Source organism: Nonomuraea dietziae, assembly GCF_014195505.1.
Classification (GTDB): Bacteria; Actinomycetota; Actinomycetes; order Streptosporangiales; family Streptosporangiaceae; genus Nonomuraea; species Nonomuraea roseola.
In genome coordinates this window covers 8,560,925-8,583,891 of record NZ_JACIBV010000001.1, presented here as the reverse complement: position 1 = coordinate 8,583,891, position 22,967 = coordinate 8,560,925, and the positions used below count along the sequence as shown (strand labels likewise).

General features: G+C 68.3%; 24 protein-coding genes and 2 pseudogenes. 15 read left to right on the top strand and 11 right to left on the bottom strand.

Annotation, left to right across the window (positions count from 1 at the left end):
* Positions 1-13 precede the first annotated feature (13 nt).
* A complete protein-coding gene (locus tag FHR33_RS40875; RefSeq protein WP_312895966.1) occupies positions 14-490 on the bottom strand; it encodes a MarR family winged helix-turn-helix transcriptional regulator in 477 nt (158 codons plus the stop codon).
* A gap of 63 nt (positions 491-553) precedes the next feature.
* On the opposite strand from FHR33_RS40875, the gene FHR33_RS40870 reads away from it, so the two are divergent.
* The 5 genes from FHR33_RS40870 to FHR33_RS40850 all read left to right on the top strand — a co-directional run bounded on the left by FHR33_RS40870 (position 554) and on the right by FHR33_RS40850 (position 3,805).
* A complete protein-coding gene (locus tag FHR33_RS40870; protein ID WP_183659453.1) occupies positions 554-1,699 on the top strand; it encodes an FAD-dependent oxidoreductase in 1,146 nt (381 codons plus the stop codon).
* A gap of 2 nt (positions 1,700-1,701) precedes the next feature.
* The gene (locus FHR33_RS40865) at positions 1,702-2,157 is read left to right on the top strand and encodes a helix-turn-helix domain-containing protein (RefSeq protein WP_221241439.1); all 456 of its coding nucleotides are present in this window, start codon (positions 1,702-1,704) and stop codon (positions 2,155-2,157) included.
* Positions 2,158-2,235: 78 nt separating this feature from the next.
* The gene (locus FHR33_RS40860; RefSeq protein ID WP_183659451.1) at positions 2,236-2,811 is read left to right on the top strand and encodes a hypothetical protein; all 576 of its coding nucleotides are present in this window, start codon (positions 2,236-2,238) and stop codon (positions 2,809-2,811) included.
* A gap of 40 nt (positions 2,812-2,851) precedes the next feature.
* Positions 2,852-3,604: a hypothetical protein gene (locus FHR33_RS40855; RefSeq protein WP_183659449.1), complete on the top strand. Its 753-nt coding sequence runs from the start codon at positions 2,852-2,854 to the stop codon at positions 3,602-3,604.
* 6 nt (positions 3,605-3,610) lie between these two features.
* Positions 3,611-3,805: a hypothetical protein gene (locus FHR33_RS40850; protein WP_183659447.1), complete on the top strand. Its 195-nt coding sequence runs from the start codon at positions 3,611-3,613 to the stop codon at positions 3,803-3,805.
* Between the two features lie 574 nt (positions 3,806-4,379).
* Here the strand turns inward: FHR33_RS40850 and FHR33_RS40845 are convergent.
* The gene (locus FHR33_RS40845; protein WP_183659445.1) at positions 4,380-4,790 is read right to left on the bottom strand and encodes an ATP-binding protein; all 411 of its coding nucleotides are present in this window, start codon (positions 4,788-4,790) and stop codon (positions 4,380-4,382) included.
* Between the two features lie 12 nt (positions 4,791-4,802).
* Complete coding sequence (locus tag FHR33_RS40840) at positions 4,803-5,579, bottom strand: SigB/SigF/SigG family RNA polymerase sigma factor (protein ID WP_183659443.1); 777 nt, start codon at positions 5,577-5,579, stop codon at positions 4,803-4,805.
* A 198-nt stretch (positions 5,580-5,777) separates the two neighbouring features.
* On the opposite strand from FHR33_RS40840, the gene FHR33_RS51100 reads away from it, so the two are divergent.
* The gene (locus tag FHR33_RS51100) at positions 5,778-6,152 is read left to right on the top strand and encodes an STAS domain-containing protein (RefSeq protein WP_312895965.1); all 375 of its coding nucleotides are present in this window, start codon (positions 5,778-5,780) and stop codon (positions 6,150-6,152) included.
* 9 nt (positions 6,153-6,161) lie between these two features.
* Here the strand turns inward: FHR33_RS51100 and FHR33_RS40830 are convergent, their stop codons facing one another.
* The gene (locus tag FHR33_RS40830) at positions 6,162-6,860 is read right to left on the bottom strand and encodes a GAF and ANTAR domain-containing protein (RefSeq protein WP_246453577.1); all 699 of its coding nucleotides are present in this window, start codon (positions 6,858-6,860) and stop codon (positions 6,162-6,164) included.
* A 44-nt stretch (positions 6,861-6,904) separates the two neighbouring features.
* Here FHR33_RS40830 and FHR33_RS40825 point away from each other — a divergent pair, with 44 nt between their 5' ends.
* The 4 genes from FHR33_RS40825 to FHR33_RS40810 all read left to right on the top strand — a co-directional run bounded on the left by FHR33_RS40825 (position 6,905) and on the right by FHR33_RS40810 (position 11,259).
* The gene (locus FHR33_RS40825) at positions 6,905-8,761 is read left to right on the top strand and encodes a SpoIIE family protein phosphatase (RefSeq protein ID WP_312895964.1); all 1,857 of its coding nucleotides are present in this window, start codon (positions 6,905-6,907) and stop codon (positions 8,759-8,761) included.
* 107 nt (positions 8,762-8,868) lie between these two features.
* The gene (locus FHR33_RS40820; protein ID WP_183659437.1) at positions 8,869-9,975 is read left to right on the top strand and encodes a glycosyltransferase; all 1,107 of its coding nucleotides are present in this window, start codon (positions 8,869-8,871) and stop codon (positions 9,973-9,975) included.
* Between the two features lie 10 nt (positions 9,976-9,985).
* A complete protein-coding gene (locus FHR33_RS40815; protein WP_183659435.1) occupies positions 9,986-10,555 on the top strand; it encodes an FMN-binding negative transcriptional regulator in 570 nt (189 codons plus the stop codon).
* Between the two features lie 5 nt (positions 10,556-10,560).
* Positions 10,561-11,259, top strand: coding sequence for a glycoside hydrolase family 16 protein (locus FHR33_RS40810; protein ID WP_183659433.1), 699 nt, complete (start codon positions 10,561-10,563; stop codon positions 11,257-11,259).
* On the opposite strand, the gene FHR33_RS40805 is transcribed toward FHR33_RS40810, so the two are convergent.
* Complete coding sequence (locus tag FHR33_RS40805; protein WP_183659431.1) at positions 11,243-12,286, bottom strand: PucR family transcriptional regulator; 1,044 nt, start codon at positions 12,284-12,286, stop codon at positions 11,243-11,245. The two genes, FHR33_RS40810 and FHR33_RS40805, sit on opposite strands and share 17 nt — an antisense overlap.
* Before the next feature lie 76 nt (positions 12,287-12,362).
* Here FHR33_RS40805 and FHR33_RS40800 point away from each other — a divergent pair.
* A pseudogene (locus FHR33_RS40800) lies at positions 12,363-13,281 on the top strand (proline dehydrogenase family protein).
* Positions 13,282-13,283: 2 nt separating this feature from the next.
* Positions 13,284-14,910 (top strand): annotated as a pseudogene (pruA, locus tag FHR33_RS40795) (L-glutamate gamma-semialdehyde dehydrogenase).
* A 133-nt stretch (positions 14,911-15,043) separates the two neighbouring features.
* Here the strand turns inward: pruA and FHR33_RS40790 are convergent.
* The 5 genes from FHR33_RS40790 to FHR33_RS40770 all read right to left on the bottom strand — a co-directional run bounded on the left by FHR33_RS40790 (position 15,044) and on the right by FHR33_RS40770 (position 17,254).
* Positions 15,044-15,238: a hypothetical protein gene (locus FHR33_RS40790; protein WP_183659429.1), complete on the bottom strand. Its 195-nt coding sequence runs from the start codon at positions 15,236-15,238 to the stop codon at positions 15,044-15,046.
* Positions 15,239-15,272: 34 nt separating this feature from the next.
* Positions 15,273-15,533: a hypothetical protein gene (locus FHR33_RS40785; RefSeq protein WP_183659427.1), complete on the bottom strand. Its 261-nt coding sequence runs from the start codon at positions 15,531-15,533 to the stop codon at positions 15,273-15,275.
* Positions 15,530-15,796 carry a hypothetical protein gene (locus tag FHR33_RS40780; protein ID WP_183659425.1) on the bottom strand — a complete coding sequence of 89 codons (267 nt, stop codon included), beginning with the start codon at positions 15,794-15,796 and terminating at the stop codon, positions 15,530-15,532. Before FHR33_RS40780 ends, FHR33_RS40785 begins: the two co-directional genes overlap by 4 nt.
* Before the next feature lie 615 nt (positions 15,797-16,411).
* A complete protein-coding gene (locus FHR33_RS40775; protein ID WP_183659423.1) occupies positions 16,412-16,798 on the bottom strand; it encodes a hypothetical protein in 387 nt (128 codons plus the stop codon).
* A 288-nt stretch (positions 16,799-17,086) separates the two neighbouring features.
* On the bottom strand, positions 17,087-17,254 hold the full coding sequence (locus FHR33_RS40770; protein ID WP_183659421.1) for a hypothetical protein: 168 nt from the start codon (positions 17,252-17,254) through the stop codon (positions 17,087-17,089).
* A gap of 22 nt (positions 17,255-17,276) precedes the next feature.
* Between FHR33_RS40770 and FHR33_RS40765 the strand changes: the two genes are divergently transcribed.
* The gene (locus tag FHR33_RS40765; RefSeq protein WP_183659420.1) at positions 17,277-17,555 is read left to right on the top strand and encodes a hypothetical protein; all 279 of its coding nucleotides are present in this window, start codon (positions 17,277-17,279) and stop codon (positions 17,553-17,555) included.
* A gap of 676 nt (positions 17,556-18,231) precedes the next feature.
* On the opposite strand, the gene FHR33_RS40760 is transcribed toward FHR33_RS40765, so the two are convergent.
* Positions 18,232-20,535 carry a S8 family serine peptidase gene (locus tag FHR33_RS40760; RefSeq protein ID WP_183659418.1) on the bottom strand — a complete coding sequence of 768 codons (2,304 nt, stop codon included), beginning with the start codon at positions 20,533-20,535 and terminating at the stop codon, positions 18,232-18,234.
* Between the two features lie 873 nt (positions 20,536-21,408).
* Between FHR33_RS40760 and FHR33_RS40755 the strand changes: the two genes are divergently transcribed.
* Both FHR33_RS40755 and FHR33_RS40750 read left to right on the top strand, forming a co-directional pair.
* Positions 21,409-22,053: a DNA alkylation repair protein gene (locus FHR33_RS40755; RefSeq protein ID WP_221242478.1), complete on the top strand. Its 645-nt coding sequence runs from the start codon at positions 21,409-21,411 to the stop codon at positions 22,051-22,053.
* A gap of 464 nt (positions 22,054-22,517) precedes the next feature.
* Positions 22,518-22,928, top strand: coding sequence for a hypothetical protein (locus FHR33_RS40750; protein ID WP_183659413.1), 411 nt, complete (start codon positions 22,518-22,520; stop codon positions 22,926-22,928).
* Positions 22,929-22,967 lie beyond the last annotated feature (39 nt).

The following is a 22,967-nucleotide window of genomic DNA, read 5'->3' as shown; positions in this document are numbered from 1 at the left end:
TGTCAACGAACTCTCAGAGAGCGGCGTCGAGGCTCGATGTGGCGGCGCGCTGGACGGCCGTGGCGCGGGTCAGGAAGTCGAGGATCAGCTCCAGCTGCTCGTCGCTGTAACCGAGGTAGAGCTCGGTCAGCCCCGCCACCAGCTCGTCGAAGAGCTCGCCGAATCCGGCGAGCTTCTCGTGGTCCACCTCCACGATGACCTTCCGCCGGTCGCGGGCGTCGCGGATGCGGCGCACCAGCCCCTTGGCCTCCAGCCGGTCGATCAGCCCGCTGACGGAGGCGGGCGCGAGTCCCGTGTACTCACACAGCTCTCCCGCGGTCAGCGGCCCGTGCCGCTGGAGCAGGTCGAGCGCCTTCTCCTCCGTCATGCCAAGCCCCATGCGCGCCCCCACGGCGGTGTGGAACATGACCGCGGCGTTGCTGTTCTCCCGCCCTGCCAGGAAGAGCGACTCGAGAAGTTTCTTTCGGTTATCCGAAATATCCGTTGACACGCCCTGCCCTCTCCCGCATATATTTCGTTCGGCCGAACTAAATAATATGGAGAGGATATCACGATGAAGGCTCTGATCATCGGCTGCGGCATCGGCGGTCCGGCAACGGCGATGGCGCTCCGGCAGGTGGGCATCGACGCGGAGATCTTCGAGGCCTACGACCAGACCGCCGACGACGTCGGCTCGTTCCTGAACGTCGCCTCCAACGGCCTGGACGCCCTGCGTACCCTCGACGCCCACAAGGCGGTCATGGCGGCGGGGATCCCCACGCCTCGCATGGTCATGTGGAGCGGCACGGGCAGGCGGCTCGGCGAGGTCGCCAACGGCCTGGCCCTGGACGACGGCACCGTCAGCCACACCATCCAGCGCTCCGACCTCTACCGCGTCGTGCGCGACGAGGCCCTCGGCCGGGGGATACCGATCACGTACGGCAGGCGCCTGGTCTCCTACGAGGAGAGCGAGAAGGGCGTCACCGCCCGCTTCGAGAACGGCGCCGAGGCCACCGGCGACATCATCGTCGCCGCCGACGGCCTGCACTCGCGCACCCGTACCCTCCTCGACCAGGCCGCGCCCGCGCCCCGCTACAGCGGCCTGTACAACCTCGGCGGCATCGTCGAGGACGCCGGCGTCACCGGCGAGCCGGGCGTCTACAACATGGTCTTCGGCAGGAAGGCCTTCTTCGGCTACACCGTGGCCGCCTCGGGCAAGACCTGGTGGTTCGCCAACCTGCCGCGCCGGCTCGGCGACGAGCCCGCCGACTGGCGGGCCGCGCTCGCCGAGGCGCTCGCGGGCGACGACGACCGCTTCGCCGACCTCGTCCGCCGCGGCAGCGTGGATCCCGGCCTGCCGATCCACGACCTGCCCCCTGTGCCGACCTGGCACCGTGGCAGGGTGCTGCTCACCGGCGACGCCGCGCACGCCACCTCACCCAGCTCGGGACAGGGCGCCTCGATGGCGATCGAGGACGCGATAGTGCTGGCCGCCTGCCTGCGCGCGGAGCCCGGCCACACCGCTGCCTTCGAGAGCTACGAGCGCCGGCGGCGCGCCCGCGTCGAGCGGGTGGTGGCCTGGTCGAGGAAGATCAGCGACCGCAAGGCGGCGGGACCCGTCGCCAGGGTCCTCAGGGATCTGATGCTCCCCGTCTTCCTCAGAAGGTCGGCGGGCGACGAGTCCCTCGCGTGGATGTACCGCCACCACATCGACCTGTGAGAATGGACGGCACAGCGAGCGTGGAGGGCGTGGTGGGTCGAAGGCCGACGATCGACAGAGCCGAGCTGGCCCGGCTGGTCGAGGCGGGGATGAGCGTGCAGGCGCTGGCGGCGCACTTCGGCGTCAGCGAGTCGGGGGTCCTGCAGGCCAAGCGGGCCGCGGGCCTGGCCAAGCCGCAGATGGACCACGGCGCGGCGCTGCCGTGGACTCTCAGCCGCGCGCATGCCCAGTCGGGGCCCGCGACGAACCTGCGCAATCTCTCCGTCGCCGCGCAGGGCGGGCGGGTGGCTCCCGAGCGGCTCAACACCGCCGTGCGGTGGGCGCGCAGGCTGGCCGAACAGGGTCTCGACGTGGCCTACGACCCCGCGAACGGATTCACGGAGATCCCTGCCTCCCCATCGGGCTCACATGTCGCCCGGATGTTGGAAAGCGCCTTGAAGGCCGTCGAACCAGGCTGATCGCGGCGTTTCGACACTTGTCTGCGGGGCAGTCGCATGGCCAATCACGGTCCATCACGACAGACCCGGAGGCGTCTGATGACCACGGAAACTCTGATCTGGGTGGCCGTCGTCGTGGTGGTGGTGGCAGCCATCGCCGCGATCGGCTACGTCGTCCTGCAACAGCAACGCCGGGCTCGCCTCCGCGACCGATTCGGCCCAGAGTACGAACGCATGGTCTCCGAACACGAGAGCAGGCGTGAGGCCGAACAGGAGATGCTGGCCCGCGAGCAGCGCTTCGCCGAGCTCGACATCCGCCCCCTCGACTCCGACGCCAGGGACAACTACGCCAAGCGCTGGCTCGAAGTGCAGGAGCGCTTCGTCGACGCGCCGGGTTTCGCGGTGACGGAGGCCGACCAGCTGGTGACCTCGGTCATGAGCGACCGCGGCTATCCGACCAATGACTTCGAGGAGAAGGTCTCCACCCTGTCGGTGGGCCACAGCGCCACGCTCGACCGCTACCGGCAGGCTCACGAGATCAGCGGGCGCGCCGCCAGGAAGGAGGCCTCCACCGAGGAGCTCCGCCAGGCGATGGTGCACTACCGCGCGCTGTTCGAAGAGTTGCTGCAGAACGATTCCCCCCACCACACCCGTCACGAACCCGGAGGACGGTGACGATATGGATGAGCGCCGGCACATAGAGGATGAGCTCCAGGTGCCACAACAGCGCGTCGACGATAGGCGGGACGACCCCGACGCCGTGGACGACCCGGCCGATCGTGACTTCCAGGCGACGGCCGACACCAGGTCCGCGCACGGCCAGACCTGGGAGGGCCAGACCAGGGACGACCGGATCCAGGACGACCGGCTGAGGGACGCCCCCGCCCGGAACGACCTGGCCCAGAACGACCTGACCAGGGACGACGTGACCAGGGACGACGTGGCCAGGGACGACCTGAGCCAGGACGACCAGACGCCGGACCCTCGCTACAGGGACCCCTACGACAGGACGGGTGACGTCCTGGTCGCGGGGACCACCGACGCCGGCACTCAGCCCATGGCGGGGCCCGAGGCGGGATCCACGACAGGGTCCGCCGCCGATGCCACCATCGAGCCCGCCACCCCGTCCACGACCGAGCCCGCCGGGACGGCGACGCCGGCCGGGGAGCAGCCTGAAGGGCAGCGCGCGCCCGTCCGCTCGGGGCACCTGCTCGACCAGGACCCGGAGCAGGTCCGCACCCGCTGGCGCGAACTGCAGGCCTCGTTCGTCGACGACCCTCGAGAGTCGGTCGAGCGAGCCGACCTCCTGGTGGAGGAGCTGGTCTCCACCCTGACCGCCCGCACGACGGAGATGCGCGACAGATGGAAGAACGCAGGTGAGGGCGAGACCGAGCAGCTGCGCCTGGCCCTGCGCGAATACCGCGAGATGCTCGAACGGCTGCTCACGCTCGGTTCGGGAGAGAGGTGATCTGACATGCTCGCCATCGTGGCCGCGATCATTTTCGGGCTGGGCTTCCTGCTCGATCTGCTCAACACGAGGATCGCGGGGATCAGCGGTATGGCCTTCGCGCTGCTCGGCCTGTGCCTGCTCGCCCTTCATCAGGCGGGAATCGGCACTGCCAGCGTCAGCAGCTACAGAGGCGGCGGCTGGCGCCGTACGCGCCGCTAGCGCGTCAACGTGGAAGGGGCGCCCCCGAGCGGGGGCGCCCCTTCGCGCGCGAGGAGCGCGCCCGGCCTGCTGTACGCCCGCCCGGCTCGGCTGTCTGCCGGGGTCCAGTGAGACGCCTGGCCGGTCCTCCCCCATGGGTGACACCATGGGGTCCTCGTGTCCGCGGTCCCTGACGACGTGACAGGTCGCGGGTGGGACGGCCAGGCGGGAGCGGAATCCAGGACGGCGCACCCGGAAGTGGCAGGAGGGCGCACCCGCAAGCAGGCCCCAAGACGAGGTAGCCGAAAGCGGATCCCAAGACCGAAAGCGGATCCCAAGACGGCGTAGCCCCGGAGTCCAGACGGCGTAGCCGGGAGCAGGTCCCGAGACGGGGTAGCCCGGAGTCCAGACGGCGTAGCCGGGAGCAGGTCCCGAGACGGGGTAGCCCGGAGTCCAGACGGCGTAGCCGGGAGCAGGTCCCGAGACGGGGTAGCCGGGAAGCCTCAGGCGGCGTGGGCGGGAGCGGGGCCCAGGGTAGCCGGGAGCGGGTCCCAGGCGGGGTATCCAAAAGCGGTTCAGAGGGGCAGAAGCGCCGTCATCGAGGGCGTCTGCGCGCGAACCTCATCGTCACCGTGCTGCCTTCGTGGCCGGTGCGGAAGGTGATGCCGTTGGTCAGCTTGCGCGCCACCCACAGCCCCATGCCGTGGGTGGCGTACGGGGTGGGCGCCGCGCTGCCCGGGCGCCCCACCACGTTCCATCGTCCCTCGTCGTGGATCTCCACGACGAGGTCGCCCGGCTCGTTCCACACGCGCAGGCGGGCCTTGCCCGAGGTTCCGTGGGTCACCGCGTTGGTGGCCACCTCGTTGACGGCGATCAGCAGATCGCCGACGCTCTCCTCGGTCAGGCCCGCGTCACGCGCGTGGATCGCCGCGAAGTGACGGACCTCAGGAAGATCGGGGAGGCGGAAGGCCAGTTCCTTGACCGGAGGCCCTGCGTCCTCGTTCACCTGTGAAACCGCCTAGCGTTCCGAGATCAGCTCGGTCCTGAGCTGGTCGAGGACCTTGCGAAGGATACGGGAGACGTGCATCTGCGAGATGCCGAACTCGGCGGCGATCTCGGCCTGCGTCATGTTGCCGAAGAAGCGCAGCAACAGGATGTTCTTCTCCCTCGTGGGCAGGGCGTCGATGAGGGGCTTGACGGCCTGCTGGTCGACCAGGTTGTTGAGCGTGTCGTCGTCCTCGGGGATGACGTCCCCGAGTGAGGCGGCGTCGTCGTCGGCGCCGAGCGGCGCGTCGAGCGAGAGCGTGCTGTAGGCGGCGGACGCGTCGAGCGTGAGCAGCACGTCCTCCTCCGATATGTTCATCTTCGCCGCCAGCTCGGCCACGGTCGGCGAGCGGCCGAGGTCCTGGCTGAGGTCGGAGACCAGGCGGTTGAGCTCGGAGCGACGCTCCTGGTAGAGCCTCGGCACCCTGATCGCCCAGGTGCGGTCCCTGAAGTGCCGCTTCACCTCGCCGGTCATCGTGACGACGGCGTAGCCCCTGAAGGCGTGACCGAGGCTGGCGTCGAAGCCGTTGATGGCCTTCATGAGCCCGACGTAGGCGGCCTGGAGCAGGTCCTCCATCGGCTCGCCTCGGTAGCGGTAGCGCCTTGCGATCTCGGTGGCCAGCGGCCTGTGCATCTCGACCACGCGCTCGCGCAGTCGTTCCTTGACGGAGTCAGGAGTCTGTTCGCTGACCATCTCGGCCAGAAGCTCTTCGGCGGTCATCTCTTCGAGGGCGAGTTGCTGAACAGCCATCGCTGGGTGCTCCTATATATGTCGCCGGCCGCCCCTGCACAGCGAAAAAGCCCAGGCAGAGGCGCGCCTCTATCGAGGTCGCTCAGAAGCCCTCTGCTGGACTTCGCTTCTATTTTTCCCACATTAGGGTGGAGTATTCAACCCCTGTCTTCTGACAGTAAGGTTGCTCTGCCGGGGTTGGATCAATGGGAGGCGTTCGTGACGGTGTCGGAGAACGGTGAGTGGCCGGTGGCCGCCCTGAACCTGACGTCGTCGACCGCGGGTGGGCTCGCGGTGGTCGAGGTGGACGGGATTCTCGACGCGACAACGAGGGAGCAGTTCGCCGACTTCCTCTCGGAGGTCGTGGCCTCGCACGGGCCCGACCTGGTCCTCGACCTGTCGGCCGTGACGTTCATGGACTCCAGAGCGCTGGGCCTGATCGTGCACCACTGGCAGACCAGCACGTCGGCCGGCGCCAGATTCGCGCTCGTGGGGGTGCGCTACTCCCCCTCCAAGGTCATGTGGATCACGGGGCTCGCGCAGCGTCTGCCGCTCTACGAGACCCTCGACGAGGCCAAGGCCGCGCTGGGCTGAAGCAGGCCCTCAGCGCTGCTTGCGCTGGTGCTCCTCGACGAGCAGACGGGCGAGGTCGGCGACCTTGACCTGGTGGTGCTGGGAGACACGGCGCAGCTCCTCGAAGGCCGCCTCCGAGCTGCATCCGCTCGACTTCATGATGATGCCCTTGGCCTGGTCGATGATCGCCCTGCCGGCGAGCGCCTCCTGCATCTGGGCGGCGTCGGTGCGGACCTCGTCGAAGTCCCACATGTTGGCCATGGCCACCCCGACCTGCTCGCTCAGCATCTCCGCCAGCGGTGCGGCCGCCTGGGCGGTGAAGGCTCCAGGGCGCACGCCGTACAGGCCGACCACCAGCAGCACAGGGGCGACCTCTATCGGCAGCAGGAGCACCGAGCGCACACCCCACCTGGTCGCCAGGCCGGAGTAGCGGGCCCAGCGCCGGTCGCGCAGCACGTCTCCGATCACGACGCGCTGCCGCGTGTTGCGCGCCTCGATGGAGGGGCCCTCGCCGATCTCGCGCTCACCCTCGACCAGCATGATCAGCTCGCTGTGCGAGCCGGACACCAGTACTCTGTCGTCGCGCCACAGCTCGGCCGAGCCGCCGGAGCAGCCAGGAACGCCCCTGGCCAGGGTGGTTGTGAGGCCCCGAAGTACGCTTTCACTCGAAGTGTCCTCACCCACCCGCCCGAGCGTCGCAAGATCTCGCGCCAACACAGAGGTGATCATTCTAGCCATGGCGAATCCCTTCCCGATGAGCCTAGATTAAACAGGTGACCGAACCCATCGGCCTGACCGCGCTCGAACACGCCCTCGACGACCTGATCGAGCGCGTGTCATCTCTGCGCGCCGCCAGAACCGCCTACCCCGGTGAGCTGGCGCAGACACTCGACGCCGCGCTGGCCGAGCTCGACACCGCCATCGACCTGCTGGCCGCCGCCAAGGCCGAGCTGAGCAGGGGGCAGCGCCGCCAGGGCGGCAAGCAGGGCGGCGGCTCCCAGCGCGAGCTGAAGCTGCTGCGCCAGGTGTTCAGGATGTTCCCCGTCCCCGTGATCGTGCTCGACGGCGGCGGCGTCATCAGGCGGATCAACAGCGAGACCTCCAGGCTGCTGGGCAGCCCCGACGGCTTCCTGGTCGGGCGTTCGTTCCCGCTGCTGGTGGACGTGCCGAGGCGGGCCGCCTTCCGTTCGCACCTGACCCGGGTGCTGCAGACCGGGCAGAACGCCGCCTTCGAGACCAGGCTGACCCACCAGGGCCGCACGCACGTGGCGCAGCTGTCGCTGACCAGGCTGACGATGCCGGGCGAGGCCCAGCACATGGTGGCCGCGGTGGTGCTGCCGATGCAGGTGCAGCTGCCCGAGCCCGGCTCCAGCCGTCCCGAGCTGTCCGACGCGTCGCTGCTGATGATGGCGGCCAAGCGGCAGGAGCTGCTGTCGCGCATGGCTGCGCTGCTGCTCGACGAGGAGAGCCTGCGCAGACCCGTGGCGCTGCCCAGGACGGCCAGGCTGCTGGCCGGCGAGTGGGCCGACTGGGTGATCGGCGACGTGGTGCGCGACGGGCTGCCGCGCAGGTCGGTGGTGGTGGGGCCCAAGGACCAGCCGATCGGCGAGCTGGTCAGGCTGGTGGAGCGGGCCGATCCCGCCGCGGGCCCCGTGGTCGCGCAGGTGCTCGACCAGGGCTCGGGCGTCGTGCACGAGATGGTCGAGGACGAGTCGCTGCTCGGCTCCTCCCTCGAGGGGCCGCTGCTGACCGCGATGGGCGCCGGGTCGCTGGTGTGCGTGCCCATCGGGGCCGAGGGGTCGATCAGGGGGGCGCTGACGCTGGTGCGCTCACACGACCGCCCGCCGTACACGCTGGCCGATCTGGGGCTGCTCCAGGAGATCGGGGCGCACCTCGGGCTGGCGCTGTCGGCACAGGACCGCTTCCATGACCGCTCGCAGGCGGCGGAGGCGCTGACGGCCAGCGTGGTGCCGCGCGCCCTGCCCAACATCCCTGGCTTCGAGGCCGCGGCGATCTACCACCAGGGCGCCTCGGTGGGCGCGGAGTTCTACGACGTCTTCCCCGTGAAGGGCGGATGGGGGTTCTCTCTGGGCGGCGCCGTCGGCTCGGGCGAGGAGGCGGCCTCGGTGAGCGCCATGGTGCGCGGAGGTCTGCGCGTGCTGAGCGTCTGGGAGGACGATCCCGACCAGGCGATGCGCAAGGTCAACGAGGCTCTGGTCGCGCAGCGCTCGGGCATGTTCGTGATGGCCGTCGCCGGGTACGTGAGGGGCAGGCGCATCCGCTTGAGCTCGGCAGGACACCATCCGGCCGCGCTCGTGCAGCAGGACGGGAGCGTGCGCTTCGCCTCCGGAGGCGGAGTGCCGCTGGGCATCGCGGACGGGGCGGAGACCGCGGTGGAGGAGATCGAGCTGGCACCCGGCCAGACACTGGTCTTCTACTCGGAGGGGCTCATCTCCTCACGGGGCGAGCACGGCGAGCCCTACGGGGAGGAACGGCTGGCCGACGTGCTGGCGCGCAGCGTCGAACAGACGCCCGCGACGGTCGTCAAGACCATCGAGGAGGACAGGCACGGCTTTGCCGGGGGACGGATCTGGGACGAGATCGTGGTGCTCGCCCTGAAGGTTGCCTGAGCGCGCGAGGTTTACTTTCTCGCGGCTCTGGGGTATTCCTATGGGGTAGTTCGAGTGCCTAAGACGCAGGCACACCTGAAGGATGTTTTCCCTCCCAGGGGTGTGCCATGCATATTGCTATCGTCGCTTCCGACAAGCGCCGCACTCATATCCTCGCCGTCGCCCGTGAGCTGGGCCGCGAGCACCGAGTCACCATCTACAGCCGCCGCGACGGCGCCGACCTGAAGGCCAGGACCAAGCTGAGCCAGGGCGTCACCGTCGAGACCATAGACGCAGGCCCCGCTGAAGACCTCTCTGCGGACCAGGTCGCGCCGTTCCTGCCCGACGTCGGCGCCTATCTCATGAGCCGCTGGCAGCAGGACAGACCCGATGTCATCCACGCCCACTCGTGGACCGGCGGCCTCGCGGCCGTGGCCGGCGCCAAGGGTCTGGGCGTGCCGGTCATCCAGACCTTCCACCACAGCTTCGGCACGGTCCAGTCGGCCAAGACGCTCAAGCTGGAGCAGGTGCTCGGCCGCAGGGCCGACGCCGTCGTCGCGGGGTGCGGCGACGAGGAGTCCGAGCTGATCAGGATGGGCGTGCCGCGCAACCACATCGCGGTCGTGCCGTACGGGGTGGACGTCGAGCGCTTCCGCCGTCAGGGCGCGGCGGCCGCGCGCGGCACCCGCAAGCGGCTGCTGCACGTCGGCCCGCTCTCCGTCGACAGGGGCGCGCCCACGGTGGTCCGCGCCCTCGCGGCCGTCCCCGACGCCGAACTGGTCGTGGCCGGAGGGCCGCCCGCCGACGGGCTGTCCGACGACCGCGACGCCAGGCGCCTGCTGAACCTCGCCGAGCAGGCGGGGGTGGCCGACCGGATCACCGTGCTCGGCCAGGTGCCGAAGGCGTCGGTGGCCAAGCTCATGCGCAGCGCCGACCTGGTGATGTCACTGCCGCGCGAGGCCCCCGCCGGCACGGTCGCGCTGGAGGCCATGGCCTGCGGCGTGCCGGTCATCGCCTCGGCCGTCGGCGCGCACCTCGACTCGGTGGTCGACGGCGTGACCGGGCTGCTGGTCCCGCCGGACCGTCCCGCCCAGACCGCCAGGCTCGTCCGCGAACTGCTCGCCGACCCGACCAGGCGCACCGCCATCGGCTACGCGGGCGCCGACAGGGCCAGGTCCCGCTACTCGTGGGAGCGCGTCAGCCAGGAGTTGCTGAGGGTTTACGAATCTCTATAAGGTCTAGTGCATGCTTATCCACCCCTGGGATGCAGGCTCGCACGAGGACTCCCTCGCCTTCGTTCGTGACCACCAGTTCGGCACCCTGATCGCGGCAGGCCGCGACAGGGACGTGCCGGTGGTGGTTCCCACCCAGTTCCTCCTCGCCGACGACAGCACGGTACTTCTGCACCTGGCCAGACCCAACCCGGTCTGGAAGGCCATCGAAGAGAACCCGAGAGTCGTGCTGTCGGTCACGGGGCCGTGGACCTACATCAGGGGCGAGTGGCGAGCCGAGCCGGGCACGGATCCGGCGCTGGGGGTGCCGACGACCTACTACTCCGCCGTGCAGCTGATCTGCACGGCGGAGATCGTCACCGACGACGAGGGCAAGCTGGACGTGCTGAGACGCCAGCTGGCCGACCTCGAGCCCACCCAGGGCGACCCCTCGCAGATGCCCAGGCTGCTGTCGGGCATCAGGGGCCTGCGGCTCGCGGTCGACGAGGTGCGCGGGAAGTTCAAGTACGACGGGCACAAGAGCGAAGAACACCGCGAGAGGGTCCAAAGGGCCGTTACCAAAGCGAAATCTGTGCTTTCCTGAGACCCATGTCGATTCCTGGTTATCTCGTGGCGGCATCGCTCCTCGTGACCCCCGCCCCGTCAGGGCCCTTCCAACCGGTCTTCACCGAGAGCTTCGACTCGCTCAGCACCAGCAGGTGGATGGTCTACGACTCCCCCGGCGCCGAGACGAACCCCCGCACGCGCAAGGCCACCTCGGTCTCCGGGGGCGTGCTCAGGCTGAAGGGCGGCTTCTACGGCGGCAAGGACCTGTCCGGCGGCATCGCCACCCGCACGTCGCAGGAGTACGGCCGCTGGGAGGTCAGGTTCAAGGCCGAGCGCGGCGCCGGCTACACGCCGGTGGCGCTGCTGTGGCCCGACCGGCAGAGCGACGGCGAGTACGCCGAGATCGACTTCGCCGAGATCATCGACCCGAAACGCCAGGGCGGCGGCATCTTCGTCCACGCGGGCAGGCAGCGGGCGCAGAAGCAGCTGCGCGCCGACTTCACCCAGTGGCACACGGTGGCCGTCGACTGGCTGCCCGGACGGCTGACGTTCTGGCTCGACGGGGAGAAGGTGTGGGACTACAGGGGCCCGCACGTGCCCGACGGCCGCAGGATGGGCCTGGCGCTGCAGAACGACGTCGTCTGCAACGAGTGGTCGCCGTGCAGGAACTCCTCCACGCCCGACACCGTGTCGATGTACGTCGACTGGGTGAAGGTCTACCGCTTCACGGGAGCAACCTGACCGCCTTGAGCCCGAGGTGGGCGGCGAGCCTGTCGTCGCCGTCGGACAGGTCGAGGCCGGTCAGGCGCTCGGCCTTGCCGAGGCGGTAGTAGAGGGTCTGGCGGTGGATGCCCAGCTCCGCCGCCGCCTTCTGGGCGTGACCCCCGAGGTCGAGGTAGGTCTCCACCGTGTGCGCCAGCTCGCCGTCGAGCGGCGCCGTCTCCTCGGCCAGCTCGCGCAGGTCGGCCGTGCCGAGCCTGGCCAGCAGCCGGTGCACGCCGAGCTCGGCCCATCTGGCGACCGGGTGGAAGCGGGGGAAGTGCTCGGCGATCCTCAGCGCGTGCCGCGCCTCGCGCCAGCTCTGCCAGGCGTCGGCGGGCTCCTGCCTGGGGGCGCCGAGGCCGGCCGCGGTGCCGTACGTGGTCTGGAGCTGGCCGGCGATCTCGCCGGCCAGGTGCGCGGGGGCCAGCACCGCGACGGGCTGGCCCGCGCGGGCCAGCACCCCGCGCGGCAGTGTCCAGAGCGCGGCCACCCGCTCGGCCGACTCCCGTACGGCTATCGCCGTCACGGGCCCCGTGAGGTCGAGCGCCGCTCCCGCCCGCTCCTCGGGGTCGGCCGACAACAGCACGGCCAGCTCCCTGCCCAGGTCGTGGCGGCTGCGCGCCTCCTGGGCCAGCAGCGAGGCGGCCCTGGCGATCAACGGGCGGATGCGTTCGAGCGCGGCGTCGGCCAGTTCGCCCAGCAGCCACAGGTAGCCGTAGGTCACCCCGGTGTGCCTGAGCGGCACGCATACCCTGGCCATGAGCGTCTCGCTGGCCGGGATGTGGACCGGGCCCTCCGCCCTGGCGATGCCGAAGCGCTCGAAGTAGTCGCGTACCTCGCTGCTGGCGCGCCTGCGCAGGATGGACTCCTGGCGGACCGTGTCGATGTCGCCGTGCTGCGCGCCGTAGGCGAGCAGCCGGAAGGAGCGGTCCTCCAGCGTCGCGGAGACCCCGAGCAGGCGGGCGGTCTCGTCGACGATGTCCTGTAGGTCATCGGTCTTGTGCATGTGTATGACAGCCTGCCACATCGCGCGTTACGGACGTCAATGGGTCCAGCCTGAGCAGGGGTTTTAGCCTGTAAGCATGCTGGGTCAACTTCTCCTCGCCGGATCACGGAGCAGGCTCGTGCGCCGCTCGGTGTCCGGGCTGCCGCTCACCAGAAAGGTCGTCGACCGGTTCGTCGCCGGCGAGACCGTCTCCGAGGCAGGCGCGGCCGTCCAGCGGCTGGTCGACGGCGGCCTGACCGTCACCATCGACCATCTGGGCGAGGAGACGCGCGACGCGGGCGCCGCCGCCGCGACCGCGAAGGCCTACATCACCCTGCTGGAGGAGCTGCGCTCGCTGAGCCTCGGCACGCGCGCCGAGGTGTCGGTGAAGCTGTCGGCGGTCGGGCAGGAGCTGAGCGACTCGATGGCGCTCGACCACGCCCGCGAGATCTGCGAGGGCCGCCGCGCTCAACGGCTCCACGGTCACCCTCGACATGGAGGACCACACCACGGTCGACTCCACGCTCGGGATCCTGTGCTCGCTGCGCGAGGACTTCCCCTCCACCGGCGTCGCGATCCAGTCCTACCTGTTCCGCAGCGAGGCCGACTGCAGGGACCTGTCCACCTCCGGCAGCAGGGTGCGCCTGGTCAAGGGCGCCTACCGCGAGCCGGCCTCGGTGGCCCACCAGTCCAAGGCCGAGGTCGACAGGGCCTACGTGCGATGCCTGAGGATCCTCATGGCGGGGAAGGGTTACCCCATGGTGGCCACGCACGACGACCGCCTCATCGCGATCACCGAACTTCTCGCCGACCGATTCTCTCGCTCGATCGGCGACTACGAGTACCAGATGCTCTACGGCATCAGGACCGACAAGCAGGAAGCCCTCGCGGGCGCCGGTCACACGGTCCGCGTCTACGTGCCCTACGGCGACGACTGGTACGGCTACTTCATGCGACGCCTGGCCGAGCGCCCCGCCAACGTCGCCTTCTTCCTTCGTGCCCTTGGGGGTAAGTGATCATGGATGCGATCAGCAACGTCCCGACCCCGGCCAACGAGCCGGTGTACGGCTACGCGCCCGGCAGCGCTGAGCGCGCCACGCTGGAGAACCGGATCAAGGAGCTGGCCGGGTCCTCCATCGACCTGACCATGACGATCGGCGGCGTGGAGAAGATGGGCGGCGGCGCGGCGATCAACGTCGTGCAGCCGCACAACAAGGCCTCCGTCCTGGGCCGTACCAACGACGCTACGGCTCAGGACGTGCAGGACGCGATCTCCTCCGCGCTGGAGGCGGCGCCCATGTGGCGCGCGCTCTCCTTCGACGAGCGGGCGGCGATCTTCCTCAAGGCCGCCGACCTGCTGGCCGGACCCTGGCGGGCCACGCTGAACGCGGCCACGATGCTCGGGCAGTCCAAGTCGGCGCAGCAGGCCGAGATCGACGCGGCCTGCGAGCTGATCGACTTCCTGCGCTTCAACGTCGCCTACGCCCGCCAGCTCTACTCCGACCAGCCGGTGTCCTCGCCCGGGGTGTGGAACCGCATGGAGTACCGCCCGCTCGAGGGCTTCGTGCTGGCGATCACGCCGTTCAACTTCACCGCCATCGCCGGCAACCTGCCCACCTCGGCCGCCCTCATGGGCAACGTCGTGGTGTGGAAGCCGTCGCCCACCCAGCAGTTCGCCGCGCACTTCACGATGCGGCTGCTGGAGGCGGCGGGCCTGCCGCCTGGCGTCATCAACCTGGTCACCGGCAACGGCCAGGGCGTGTCGGAGGTGGCGCTGTCGCACCCCGCGCTCGCCGGCATCCACTTCACCGGCTCCACTGCTACCTTCCAGCACCTGTGGGCCACGGTCGGCGCCAACATCTCCCGCTACCACGGCTACCCGCGCCTGGTCGGCGAGACGGGCGGCAAGGACTTCATCCTGGCCCACCCGTCGGCCGACCCCGCGGTGCTCTCGACCGCGCTGATCCGCGGCGCCTTCGAGTACCAGGGGCAGAAGTGCTCGGCGGCCTCGCGCGCCTACATCCCGCGCTCGATCTGGTCGCTCATCAGGGACGACGTGGTCGCCACGGCCGAGTCGCTGACCATCGGCGACGTGGCCGCCGACCTGTCGACCTTCATGGGCGCGGTCATCGACGACAGGGCCTTCGCCAAGCACAAGGCGGCGATCGACAGGGCCTCCTCGCACGGCTCGCTCGACCTGCTGACCGGCTCCTACGACGACAGCGTCGGCTACTTCGTGAAGCCGACCATCGTGGTGTCGGACGACCCGACCGACGAGATCTTCGTCAAGGAGTACTTCGGGCCGATCCTCGGCGTGCACGTCTACGACGACTCGCGCTACGACACGGTGCTCGACCAGATGGAGTCGGCCTCGCCGTACGCGCTGACCGGTTCGATCATCGCGCAGGACCGCTACGCGATCTCCTCGGCGTCGGAGCGGCTGCGGTTCGCCGCGGGCAACTTCTACGTCAACGACAAGCCGACGGGCGCGGTCGTGGGGCAGCAGCCGTTCGGCGGGGGCCCGGGCGTCGGGCACCAACGACAAGGCCGGCTCGATCTTCAACCTGATCCGGTGGGTGAACGCCCGCACGATCAAGGAGACGTTCGTTCCGCCGACGGACCACCGCTACCCGCACATGGGCTGACAGCCCGCAGAACGGTCGGAAGCAGCCCGACCTGAAGACGCTCGGCCACTAATCGAGCTGCGCGAATAGCGGCCACACAAAACGAAAAGCCCCGGGATTCGAATACGAATCCCGGGGCTTCGGCCTTTCCCGTTCACAGCCAGGGTGTCGCCCCGACCCACGCCGCTTCGCCGTCGACGTCCAGCCGGTACCAGCCCGGCCCGTACGCCGCGCACGGATCCTCACCCGACCCGAGCAGCAATGCCAGCTTCCCCGCCAGCAGCCGGCTCCCCTCGATCCACGCATGGCAGGCGTCGTCCAGGTCCAGCTCGTTGCACGGGCAGTTCATGATCGCCCGCGGGTCGTCGGCTATCCCACGCGGATCACGGTGGTGCTGCTGCGTCGCCGGCCGCCGACTCGCCCAGCCGTTGCGGCCATCTGGCGGTCGTCGGCCACATGCTGTCCACCCGAACCCACGCCTGGTCGTCTCCGTCGCCGCAGTCGCAGCACAAGTCAACGGCGACCTTGGCGCCCGGCAGGAGGCTGCAGCGGCAGGGCGCGCCCGCGGTCGTCTCCTCGAGCGCGGCGCAGAAGCAGGCGAGCAGCTCCTCCGCCAGGTCGTAGGCGGTCCGGTCGATGTTCACGGCCACGACGTCCTCCGCAGGCGCGGCCGGTCAGGCGACAGGACGCGCGAGAGCTGCCGCAGCCGGTACGGGTTGACGGCGGCGAGCCACTGGTCGACTTCAGTGATCTCGGTCCGGCCCTCCTCCAGGAACGTCATCGGGTCGACGAAGCCCACGCTCACGCCCTGCCGGGTGACGGTGGTCACCCGCTCGGGCAGGCGGCAGCAGTCGGCGCCGTTGCAGGCGTTCAGCAGCTCGCACGCGTAGGTGGAGTAGGCGTGCATCGCCGCCTCGTCCAGCGGCAGGCCGCGCGTGTAGGTGACGGCGAAGGCGTGCCCGTCGACGTCGTCGAGCGGCGCCGTCAGATCCTCGCAGTCGGGCCAGCATCCGCCGTCGACGCGGACGGATGTAGAAGCTGGTGTCGGCGACCACGTAGACCGCCAGGTCGCTCCACCGTTGGACGCGGTCCTCGACGTTGTCGATGGCCCGCTTCAGGTCCGCCGCGCGCTCCTCGAGTTCCATCCGAACCAGTTGCGCACGTTGGACTGCCTGCTTCCCATGGAGGTGCGGTGCCGTGGAGATCACGTGCTGCAGCGCCCAGTACCGGCGGGTGAGGACGAGCCGGTCGATGTCGCGACTGCTGACCTGGCTGCGCAGGTGCGTGGCGGCTTCGACCCCCTACGACAGATACTTCAGGCACAGCTCGTCCGGCTCACTGGTGGTCCGGGCGTTGACTGCCTCGGTCCATACGTAGTTGAGCGCCTGACGGACGTTTCTGCGGTCCGCCCCGGGCATCGGGGAGATCAGCACTGCACCAGGATGGCAGCCGGAACGCGGCCAGAAGGGTGGTTTCCCGCCCGAGCCGGTGGCGTCAGCGGGCTCTCCGGTCGCAGGACCGATCAGCCCTTCGGCCAGACGGGAGAGTGGGCGGGGCGCGCGGCCGACCAGTCGATGACGACCTTCTCCGGCTGGGCCACGTCCACCTTGACGGGGACCACGACGCCGATGGAGACCATGCCCATCATCAGGCGCGGCAGGATCTGCCGGTGGGTGACGCCGTACTCGCGGCCGTCCGCGTGCCGGACGCGGAGGCCGAACTCGACCATGGGCTGGCCGTTGACCGTGATGCCGGTCTCGCCCAGGTGCTCGATCATGGCCTGGGCGGGCACTCCGGTTTGCAGGATGCGCTTGCCCGCCTGCATGTTCTTGAGGACAGGCAGGAAGACGACGCCCGTCACGACTAAGACGATGGCGGTGACGGCGACGCTGATGATGAGGCCGAACATTGGGGCTCCTGGCGTGTGATTCCGTTTCTTGTCAGGAGCGTTTCTATGTGCGGCTGATTGCACGGTGCTTGACGCCCGCTTGCGTGGGCGTGCGGAAGCAACTGCCTGAGCGCCTTCTGCGCTAGCAAGCGACGGCTCAGGGAACATCAACTCGCGAACCGTCCTCTCCAGGTCGGAGCCGACTGCCGAGATCCCCGCGGTGCAGCCGGACGGCGGGACGAAGTGAGCCTGGGACGCATCCCGTCCGTCAGGTCCCAGGCCCGCCCCCTCTTCACCGGCTTCCGCTGCTCAGTCTTGTTCTGGCTGATCGTCCGGCTCGCCGAACCGGTCGAGGTCACAGCCGGCCAGGGGTCGGGCGCTCTGCTCGGACACGCCGATCCTGCGCAGCTCGTCCAGGTCGTCTTCGCCGCTAATCGTCGAGTTGCTCTTGGTCGGGAAGCGGGTCCCGTGTGGCACGGTCGAGAACGCGGACCTCCGGTTGTGGAACTACGACACCAACGACTGCAGCGACACAGCCACTGCCGGCATCGTCGCCCGGCGCGTCAACAGCTACTGGCAGATGTCTAGTCTGACCTGGAGCAACCAGCCCTCGGTGACCCTTGCCGGCCAGATCGGCAATCGCGGCGCCTATGGCATCGACTGCCCCGAAGGCGAAGGCGAGCCTTACTACACCATCGAGCCGATGGTCCAGGCGCCCGGGCCGCGCACCCGGGCACCCGAGCGCCCCCCACTTATACGACGGCGGGATATTCGGTGACTCGACTATCAGCACCTCATATAGGGAAGACATTCCCGCCGACCTGGCGCCGAGAATACGACCACAGCCAGAGGAGGCCAGTCGGGCAATGTCCCCACACCGGACAACACCGCCCGCCCCCGGTCCCACGCCAGCGTACGGGCACGTCGCACCTATATGGTGGTTTGACGATCGAGCCGCCGACGGACCACCGCTACCCGCACATGGGCTGACAGCCCGCAGAATGGTCGGAAGCAGCCGACCTGAAGAAGCTCGGTACTGAACGAGCAGCACGAACAACAGCCGATGCCCCGGGATTCGCACACGAAATCCCGGGGCATCGCCTTGTAGTTTCTGATTCGAGGGTCGCCATTCGTTTCGAAGCCAGGGCGTCGCCCCGACCCACGCCGCCACCACGCTCGGCGTCCGCATAACGTGGGCGCGGCCTCGGCCTGGTGAGGAGGTGGCCACATGACGCACCCCGGCATGACGCGGCGTGTAGCCACCATCTCCCGCATTCCGCTGCCGAACGGCCTGCTCGGCGGCTACACCGCCATGATCGACGTGGAGGACGAGCATGAGCTGCTCGGCGTCGACTGGGTTCACCGTCTTGCAAGAACACCTATCCGACGGCGGTGCCATGACCGACGACGTCGGCACTCCGCCGCCGCCCGGTTCGAAGCAGCTCGCGCGGCGCTCAGGCGAAGAATGTCCATGCGATACCGAAATACGCCTTCCACGGCTTGGGGCGCGGCATGGCGCGAATGAATACGTGAATCTCATCGTAAAAATAACCAGTCGGCTGCTCGAATTCGACTACCACATAGCTGTTGTCAAAACCATTCGAGGTAGCGATGGGGGTGCCGTCGGGCCACGCCACCTCCAGATCTAGATCGATCTTAAGTCGTGAGTCAAATGGGTAAAGCTTATAATTTGGCGGCGCGCCCCAGAAAAAGTAGGAAAGGGTACTGTCCCACGCCAATGCAATTTTGATTCGTTTAGGCAAAAATAGAGGGGTGTCGCCCAGCCGAATCTGATAGGAGAACTCCTTGAGTCCTGGCAGCTCCGGAGTGAACTGGAAAGCGGCCGCCTGGAGGCGTCCGACGTCCCAGCCGCGCCGGCGCGGCTGGTTAGGCTTGCATCGTCGCTCGGCGATCCAGACTGCTTCGTCGGTGTTCAACGCGCCCGCGCCATCCCTGGCGTCCGTCCTGGTTGCCACATGCGCGTCCCAGGTGCTGCCCTCGAGATTGCGATCTGCACTGGCCAGCAGGATTGCTCTGCAGCCTTCGGGCCACGACTTCAACGTCGCATCGACGTCCTGAATCAACGCTGCCGCACTAGCTACTGCTGGAGCAGCCTGACTGGTCCCACTGAATGTCAGACCAGCCGCAGTGACCCCAAGCCCGTTGGCAGCAAGTTCGGGGAGCTCTCGGTCTCCATACGGAGAGATGGGATTGCGGAATACCGAGGTCGGCACCATCGCAGTTGCACCGTCGTTGTGGTTGCCTACCGTCAGCGTGTTGTAACCCTTATGGTTGACGAATTCGGCGTGCGGCGGATTCGCTTCAGATGCGCCCGACGGCGTGTTGGTGTTGCCAGCAGCCGTCACAATCGTCGGATAGGGGAAGGTGAGTGCCATCCAGTCCTCGAGCACATCATCGGCGCTCAACGTTCCAAACACAGCTTCGTCGCGACTTCGGTGGAAGCTCTGGTTGACCACCGTGGCCCCTTCTGTGTATACCGCCCACTGAAGCGCGTTTATTGATTTGTCATTTGCCGACACCAGGCGGCAGCCGGGCGCGTGCCCCTTAGGTGCATCAGGAGTTGTATTCTTGATAATGGCCGTGACGTTGGTCGCGTGGTCGTTTTGGTCCGTCGGGGTGGACGTGAACCTGGCAGAGATGGCGAGATCTGTTTCACTCTTGGGCGCCCCCTCCCATACAGCGACAGTCACATCGGTACCGATGTATCCGAGGCTGTGAGCCTTATCCGTGCGGGCGACAGCGATGGAGTCGCCAAGATCATCTTCGACCCCTGTCGGATTGTCCAGGAAGATGGCGCCCACAGTGTCGGCCTGTGCCAGGGCGCGGATCTGATCCGCGGACAGCGTGGCCTGCAGAAGGGGCACCCGGTCAGCCAGCGCCCTTCGGGGCTGCACGCCAAGCTCATGCAGCGTGTCAACTAGGACGTCTTGTGCCTGGCGCCACAGGCGAGCCGCTTCCGTCTCGGCTCTCGACGGACCCTCCGCGGGGCGATCCGTCGGCTTATCGAAACCAGCTTCGTCCGAGGAGACCGGTGGCCAAACGATCACGCTTACCTCGTCGTCCGGCTGCAGCTGTTCCATGTGGTCCCAGAGGGTTTCATGTATCAGCCCGTAGCGCTCAAACCTACGCTGCTGCACATCCCGGAGCACCGCCTCGACGTCGACCTGTTCGCCGCGCTCGTTGAAGCCGAGAATTCTCCTCTGGCCGGATTTTCTTTCAACCACTTTAAGAACTTCGATGTACTGCCCCTCGCCATCACGCTGGCCCGGGGCGCAACGCACCACTTGAAACTCGCCCACCCGTAGATGTACCGCGTGCACGACGCGTACCTCAGCCGGAACCTCGCCGACCAGCGAAGTGATGACAAACGGCACGACCTGGCGATAGACCAGACGCTCGCCTTCGGTGTCGAGAAGCTCTTCGACGAAGATCTTGTATGCGCCGACATGGAGGCCGTCGGTGAAAACCTCGATTGTCGAGTTCTTGGTCACGACCGCCGGGTAGCAACCGTCGATGCTGCCACCTCTGCTCGACGCCATGCACACGCGCACTGATCCCGCGGAGCAGGGGCCGATCGGGCGTTCCGCGAGCAGCGTCACGACGGTTCCCGCTGTGATGAGCTCACCGGGCGTGATGGACAGCCTCAGCATGCCCGCGTTCGCGGCAGAAGGAGTACTCATGCGGCGAGCGTAAGTGCCGTGAACAACGGCCTTACTGAAGCGGCGCTGCTCGTGCACGAGATTTGGACTATGCACGCAATCATGAGCCATATCTGAAAGGATCGATGGCATAAAGGGAGGTTGCGAGCTCTGCACGCCGATTTGCAGAGCCCCTCCAAGCTGACATCACCAAGCCGTCGGGGCCATCACGCTGTCCGTTCTGCCAAGGGCTTCGGCCCGCCGGTGATGACACGGCCGTCCGGATGACGCTGGGCGACCGCATCAACGGTCGAACGAGACGTCGTCTCATAGACCACGCGACCATCGGCATCCTCAACCTGCGATACAGGGTCTGAGCGAAGCGGCAGCCGGCCTTCACACAGGCGGCCATGCCCTGCGTCAGCTCGGCGCGCACGTCGTCGAGCTCCACCGACAAGATCTGGATCTCGGCGCGGGTGGCCGCCCGCCGATCTATCTCATTGATCACGGCAGAGGCCGGGGACGCCACCAACCGGCCGTAGTCGATCTCGGGGAGCGTCAGCCGGGCTACGGCACGGCGGGCCGCGGTGAGCGCCATGTTCGACGGGCTGATCACCGCAGACGCTGCAAGCCGTGACGGTGGCCTGGACCGGCATGGTGAGCACGACACCTTAAGGCCATTGCAGAACCCCGACCTGATAGCGCCGCTCCTGCGGCGTTGCCGCCTGCGAGTCCGGACTGACCGGTTCCGTTTTCGCGACAGCGCTCCGGCGACCAGCTGTCGACTTCCGTCACCAAGGGCCGGTGAACTGCTGCACGGGGTGAAGGCGCGAGATCTCGCGTCGGTGGCTGCCGCCGAACCGGCGTGCATGGCAGGAGGCCGGCTTGCGTCCTAGGCTGAGTCTCCTACGTGATGGACAGGAGGCTGGGGTGGCCGAGACGACGCCGACCGAGACGACGGTGGCCGAGGTGATGGCCGAGCTGGCCGAGCTCGAGGACCAGAAGATACGCGAGGTGAACGAGCGACACGGTGACGATCACGGTGTGAACCTCAGTAAGCTCCGCGCGCTCGCCAAACGGCTGAAGACCCAGCAGGAACTCGCATGCCGGCTCTGGGGAACGGATGACACCGCGGCGAGGCTGCTGGCGATCCTGATCTGCCGCCCGAAGGCGTTCGAGCGTGACGAGTTGGACGTCATGTTGCGTGAGGCGGGCACACCCAAGGTGCATGACTGGCTCGTGAACTACGTGGTGAAGAAGAGCCCGCACGCCGAAGAGCTGCGCCTGACATGGTCCGCCGATCCGGATCCAGTGGTCGCGAGCGCCGGCTGGGCGCTGACCACCGAACGCGTGGCGAAGAAGCCCGAGGGCCTCGACCTCGCGGGACTGCTCGACGTCGTCGAGGCGGAGATGAAAGACGCCCCGGCTCGCCTGCAGTGGGCGATGAACCACTGCCTGGCCCAGATCGGGATCGAGCACGCCGAGCACCGCGCCCGCGCGATCGACATCGGTGAGCGCCTGCAGGTTCTCAAGGACTACCCGACTCCCCCGGGCTGCACGTCTCCGTTCGCGCCCATCTGGATCACCGAGATGGTACGCAGACCGCACGGTAAGTAGAAAGCTTCGCGCTCACGCTCGTGCCGCCGCTGCCGTACGAAGGACCCGAAGTGGTCGGCCCCTCGCTGCGTCACCGGGTGACGGTGGCGTCCGTGGTGCTCCCCTCGCTGGTATGGAGACAGGGGCCGGCAGGCCGGCGGTGGGCGGGTCCGTACTGCGTTTCGAAGCCATGGCCTCGCCCCGACCCACGCCGCTCGGCCGTCGGCATCCAGCCGGTACCTGCCCGCCCGCCCCCGCCCGTGACAGCGCCGGCTCCCACGCATCCTCGCCCGGCCCGAGCACCAGCCCGAGCGTGCGCGCCAGCCCCCGGCTCCCTTCGATCCACGCATGGCAGGCGTCGTCCAGATCCAACCCGTTGCACGGCCTGGTCGTGATCGTCCACGAGTGGTCGCGGAGAAATATCGCGCTCTGGCATCAAGCGGATCAATATCGCCTCGATATAGCCGATTGTCATCATTGCGGGCATGAGATCAAGATCGGCCTTCGTCCGCCGGCTCGCGGTGGTGTTCGCGATGATGTTCGTCGCCACGTTGGGCGTGTCGTCCAGCCCGGCCGGCGCGGCGTTGGCCTGGGTCTGCCCCAAGGGGAGCGTCTGCTTCTACTACGACGGGGCGGGCACCAAGCTCGCCTGCCAGACACCGTCCAACGGCAGCCCCAAGTGCGACGGCGCGCACATCTGGGCCATCTACAACAGGGGCTGGGAGGACCCGGGCCATGACCATGCCTACGTCTCCGGCTACATGGTGGGCTCCAACACTTACACCACCGGCTGCATCCACCTTGGGCACAAAGGGGCCTTGCAGCGGGCGGTCAAGTTCAACTGGGTGATCTGGTCGGGAGAGTGCGGCACCGTCGGCGACTACTGGGAGCTGTAGGACGGCGGAACCCCGCCGACGGCAGCTCACAATCGGCGA

What these genes read in the sequence shown, in the direction of transcription:
- FHR33_RS40870 (WP_183659453.1), top strand. Translation starts at nt 554, where the DNA reads ATGAAGGCTCTGATCATCGGCTGCGGCATCGGCGGTCCGGCAACGGCG.
- FHR33_RS40865 (WP_221241439.1), top strand. Translation starts at nt 1,702, where the DNA reads ATGGACGGCACAGCGAGCGTGGAGGGCGTGGTGGGTCGAAGGCCGACG.
- FHR33_RS40860 (WP_183659451.1), top strand. Translation starts at nt 2,236, where the DNA reads ATGACCACGGAAACTCTGATCTGGGTGGCCGTCGTCGTGGTGGTGGTG.
- FHR33_RS40850 (WP_183659447.1), top strand. Translation starts at nt 3,611, where the DNA reads ATGCTCGCCATCGTGGCCGCGATCATTTTCGGGCTGGGCTTCCTGCTC.
- FHR33_RS40840 (WP_183659443.1), bottom strand. Translation starts at nt 5,579, where the DNA reads ATGGCTGTTCAGCAACTCGCCCTCGAAGAGATGACCGCCGAAGAGCTT.
- FHR33_RS40830 (WP_246453577.1), bottom strand. Translation starts at nt 6,860, where the DNA reads ATGATCACCTCTGTGTTGGCGCGAGATCTTGCGACGCTCGGGCGGGTG.
- FHR33_RS40820 (WP_183659437.1), top strand. Translation starts at nt 8,869, where the DNA reads ATGCATATTGCTATCGTCGCTTCCGACAAGCGCCGCACTCATATCCTC.
- FHR33_RS40815 (WP_183659435.1), top strand. Translation starts at nt 9,986, where the DNA reads ATGCTTATCCACCCCTGGGATGCAGGCTCGCACGAGGACTCCCTCGCC.
- FHR33_RS40810 (WP_183659433.1), top strand. Translation starts at nt 10,561, where the DNA reads ATGTCGATTCCTGGTTATCTCGTGGCGGCATCGCTCCTCGTGACCCCC.
- FHR33_RS40805 (WP_183659431.1), bottom strand. Translation starts at nt 12,286, where the DNA reads ATGCACAAGACCGATGACCTACAGGACATCGTCGACGAGACCGCCCGC.
- FHR33_RS40790 (WP_183659429.1), bottom strand. Translation starts at nt 15,238, where the DNA reads ATGAACTGCCCGTGCAACGAGCTGGACCTGGACGACGCCTGCCATGCG.
- FHR33_RS40780 (WP_183659425.1), bottom strand. Translation starts at nt 15,796, where the DNA reads ATGCACGCCTACTCCACCTACGCGTGCGAGCTGCTGAACGCCTGCAAC.
- FHR33_RS40775 (WP_183659423.1), bottom strand. Translation starts at nt 16,798, where the DNA reads ATGTTCGGCCTCATCATCAGCGTCGCCGTCACCGCCATCGTCTTAGTC.
- FHR33_RS40755 (WP_221242478.1), top strand. Translation starts at nt 21,409, where the DNA reads ATGGCCGAGCTGGCCGAGCTCGAGGACCAGAAGATACGCGAGGTGAAC.
- FHR33_RS40750 (WP_183659413.1), top strand. Translation starts at nt 22,518, where the DNA reads ATGAGATCAAGATCGGCCTTCGTCCGCCGGCTCGCGGTGGTGTTCGCG.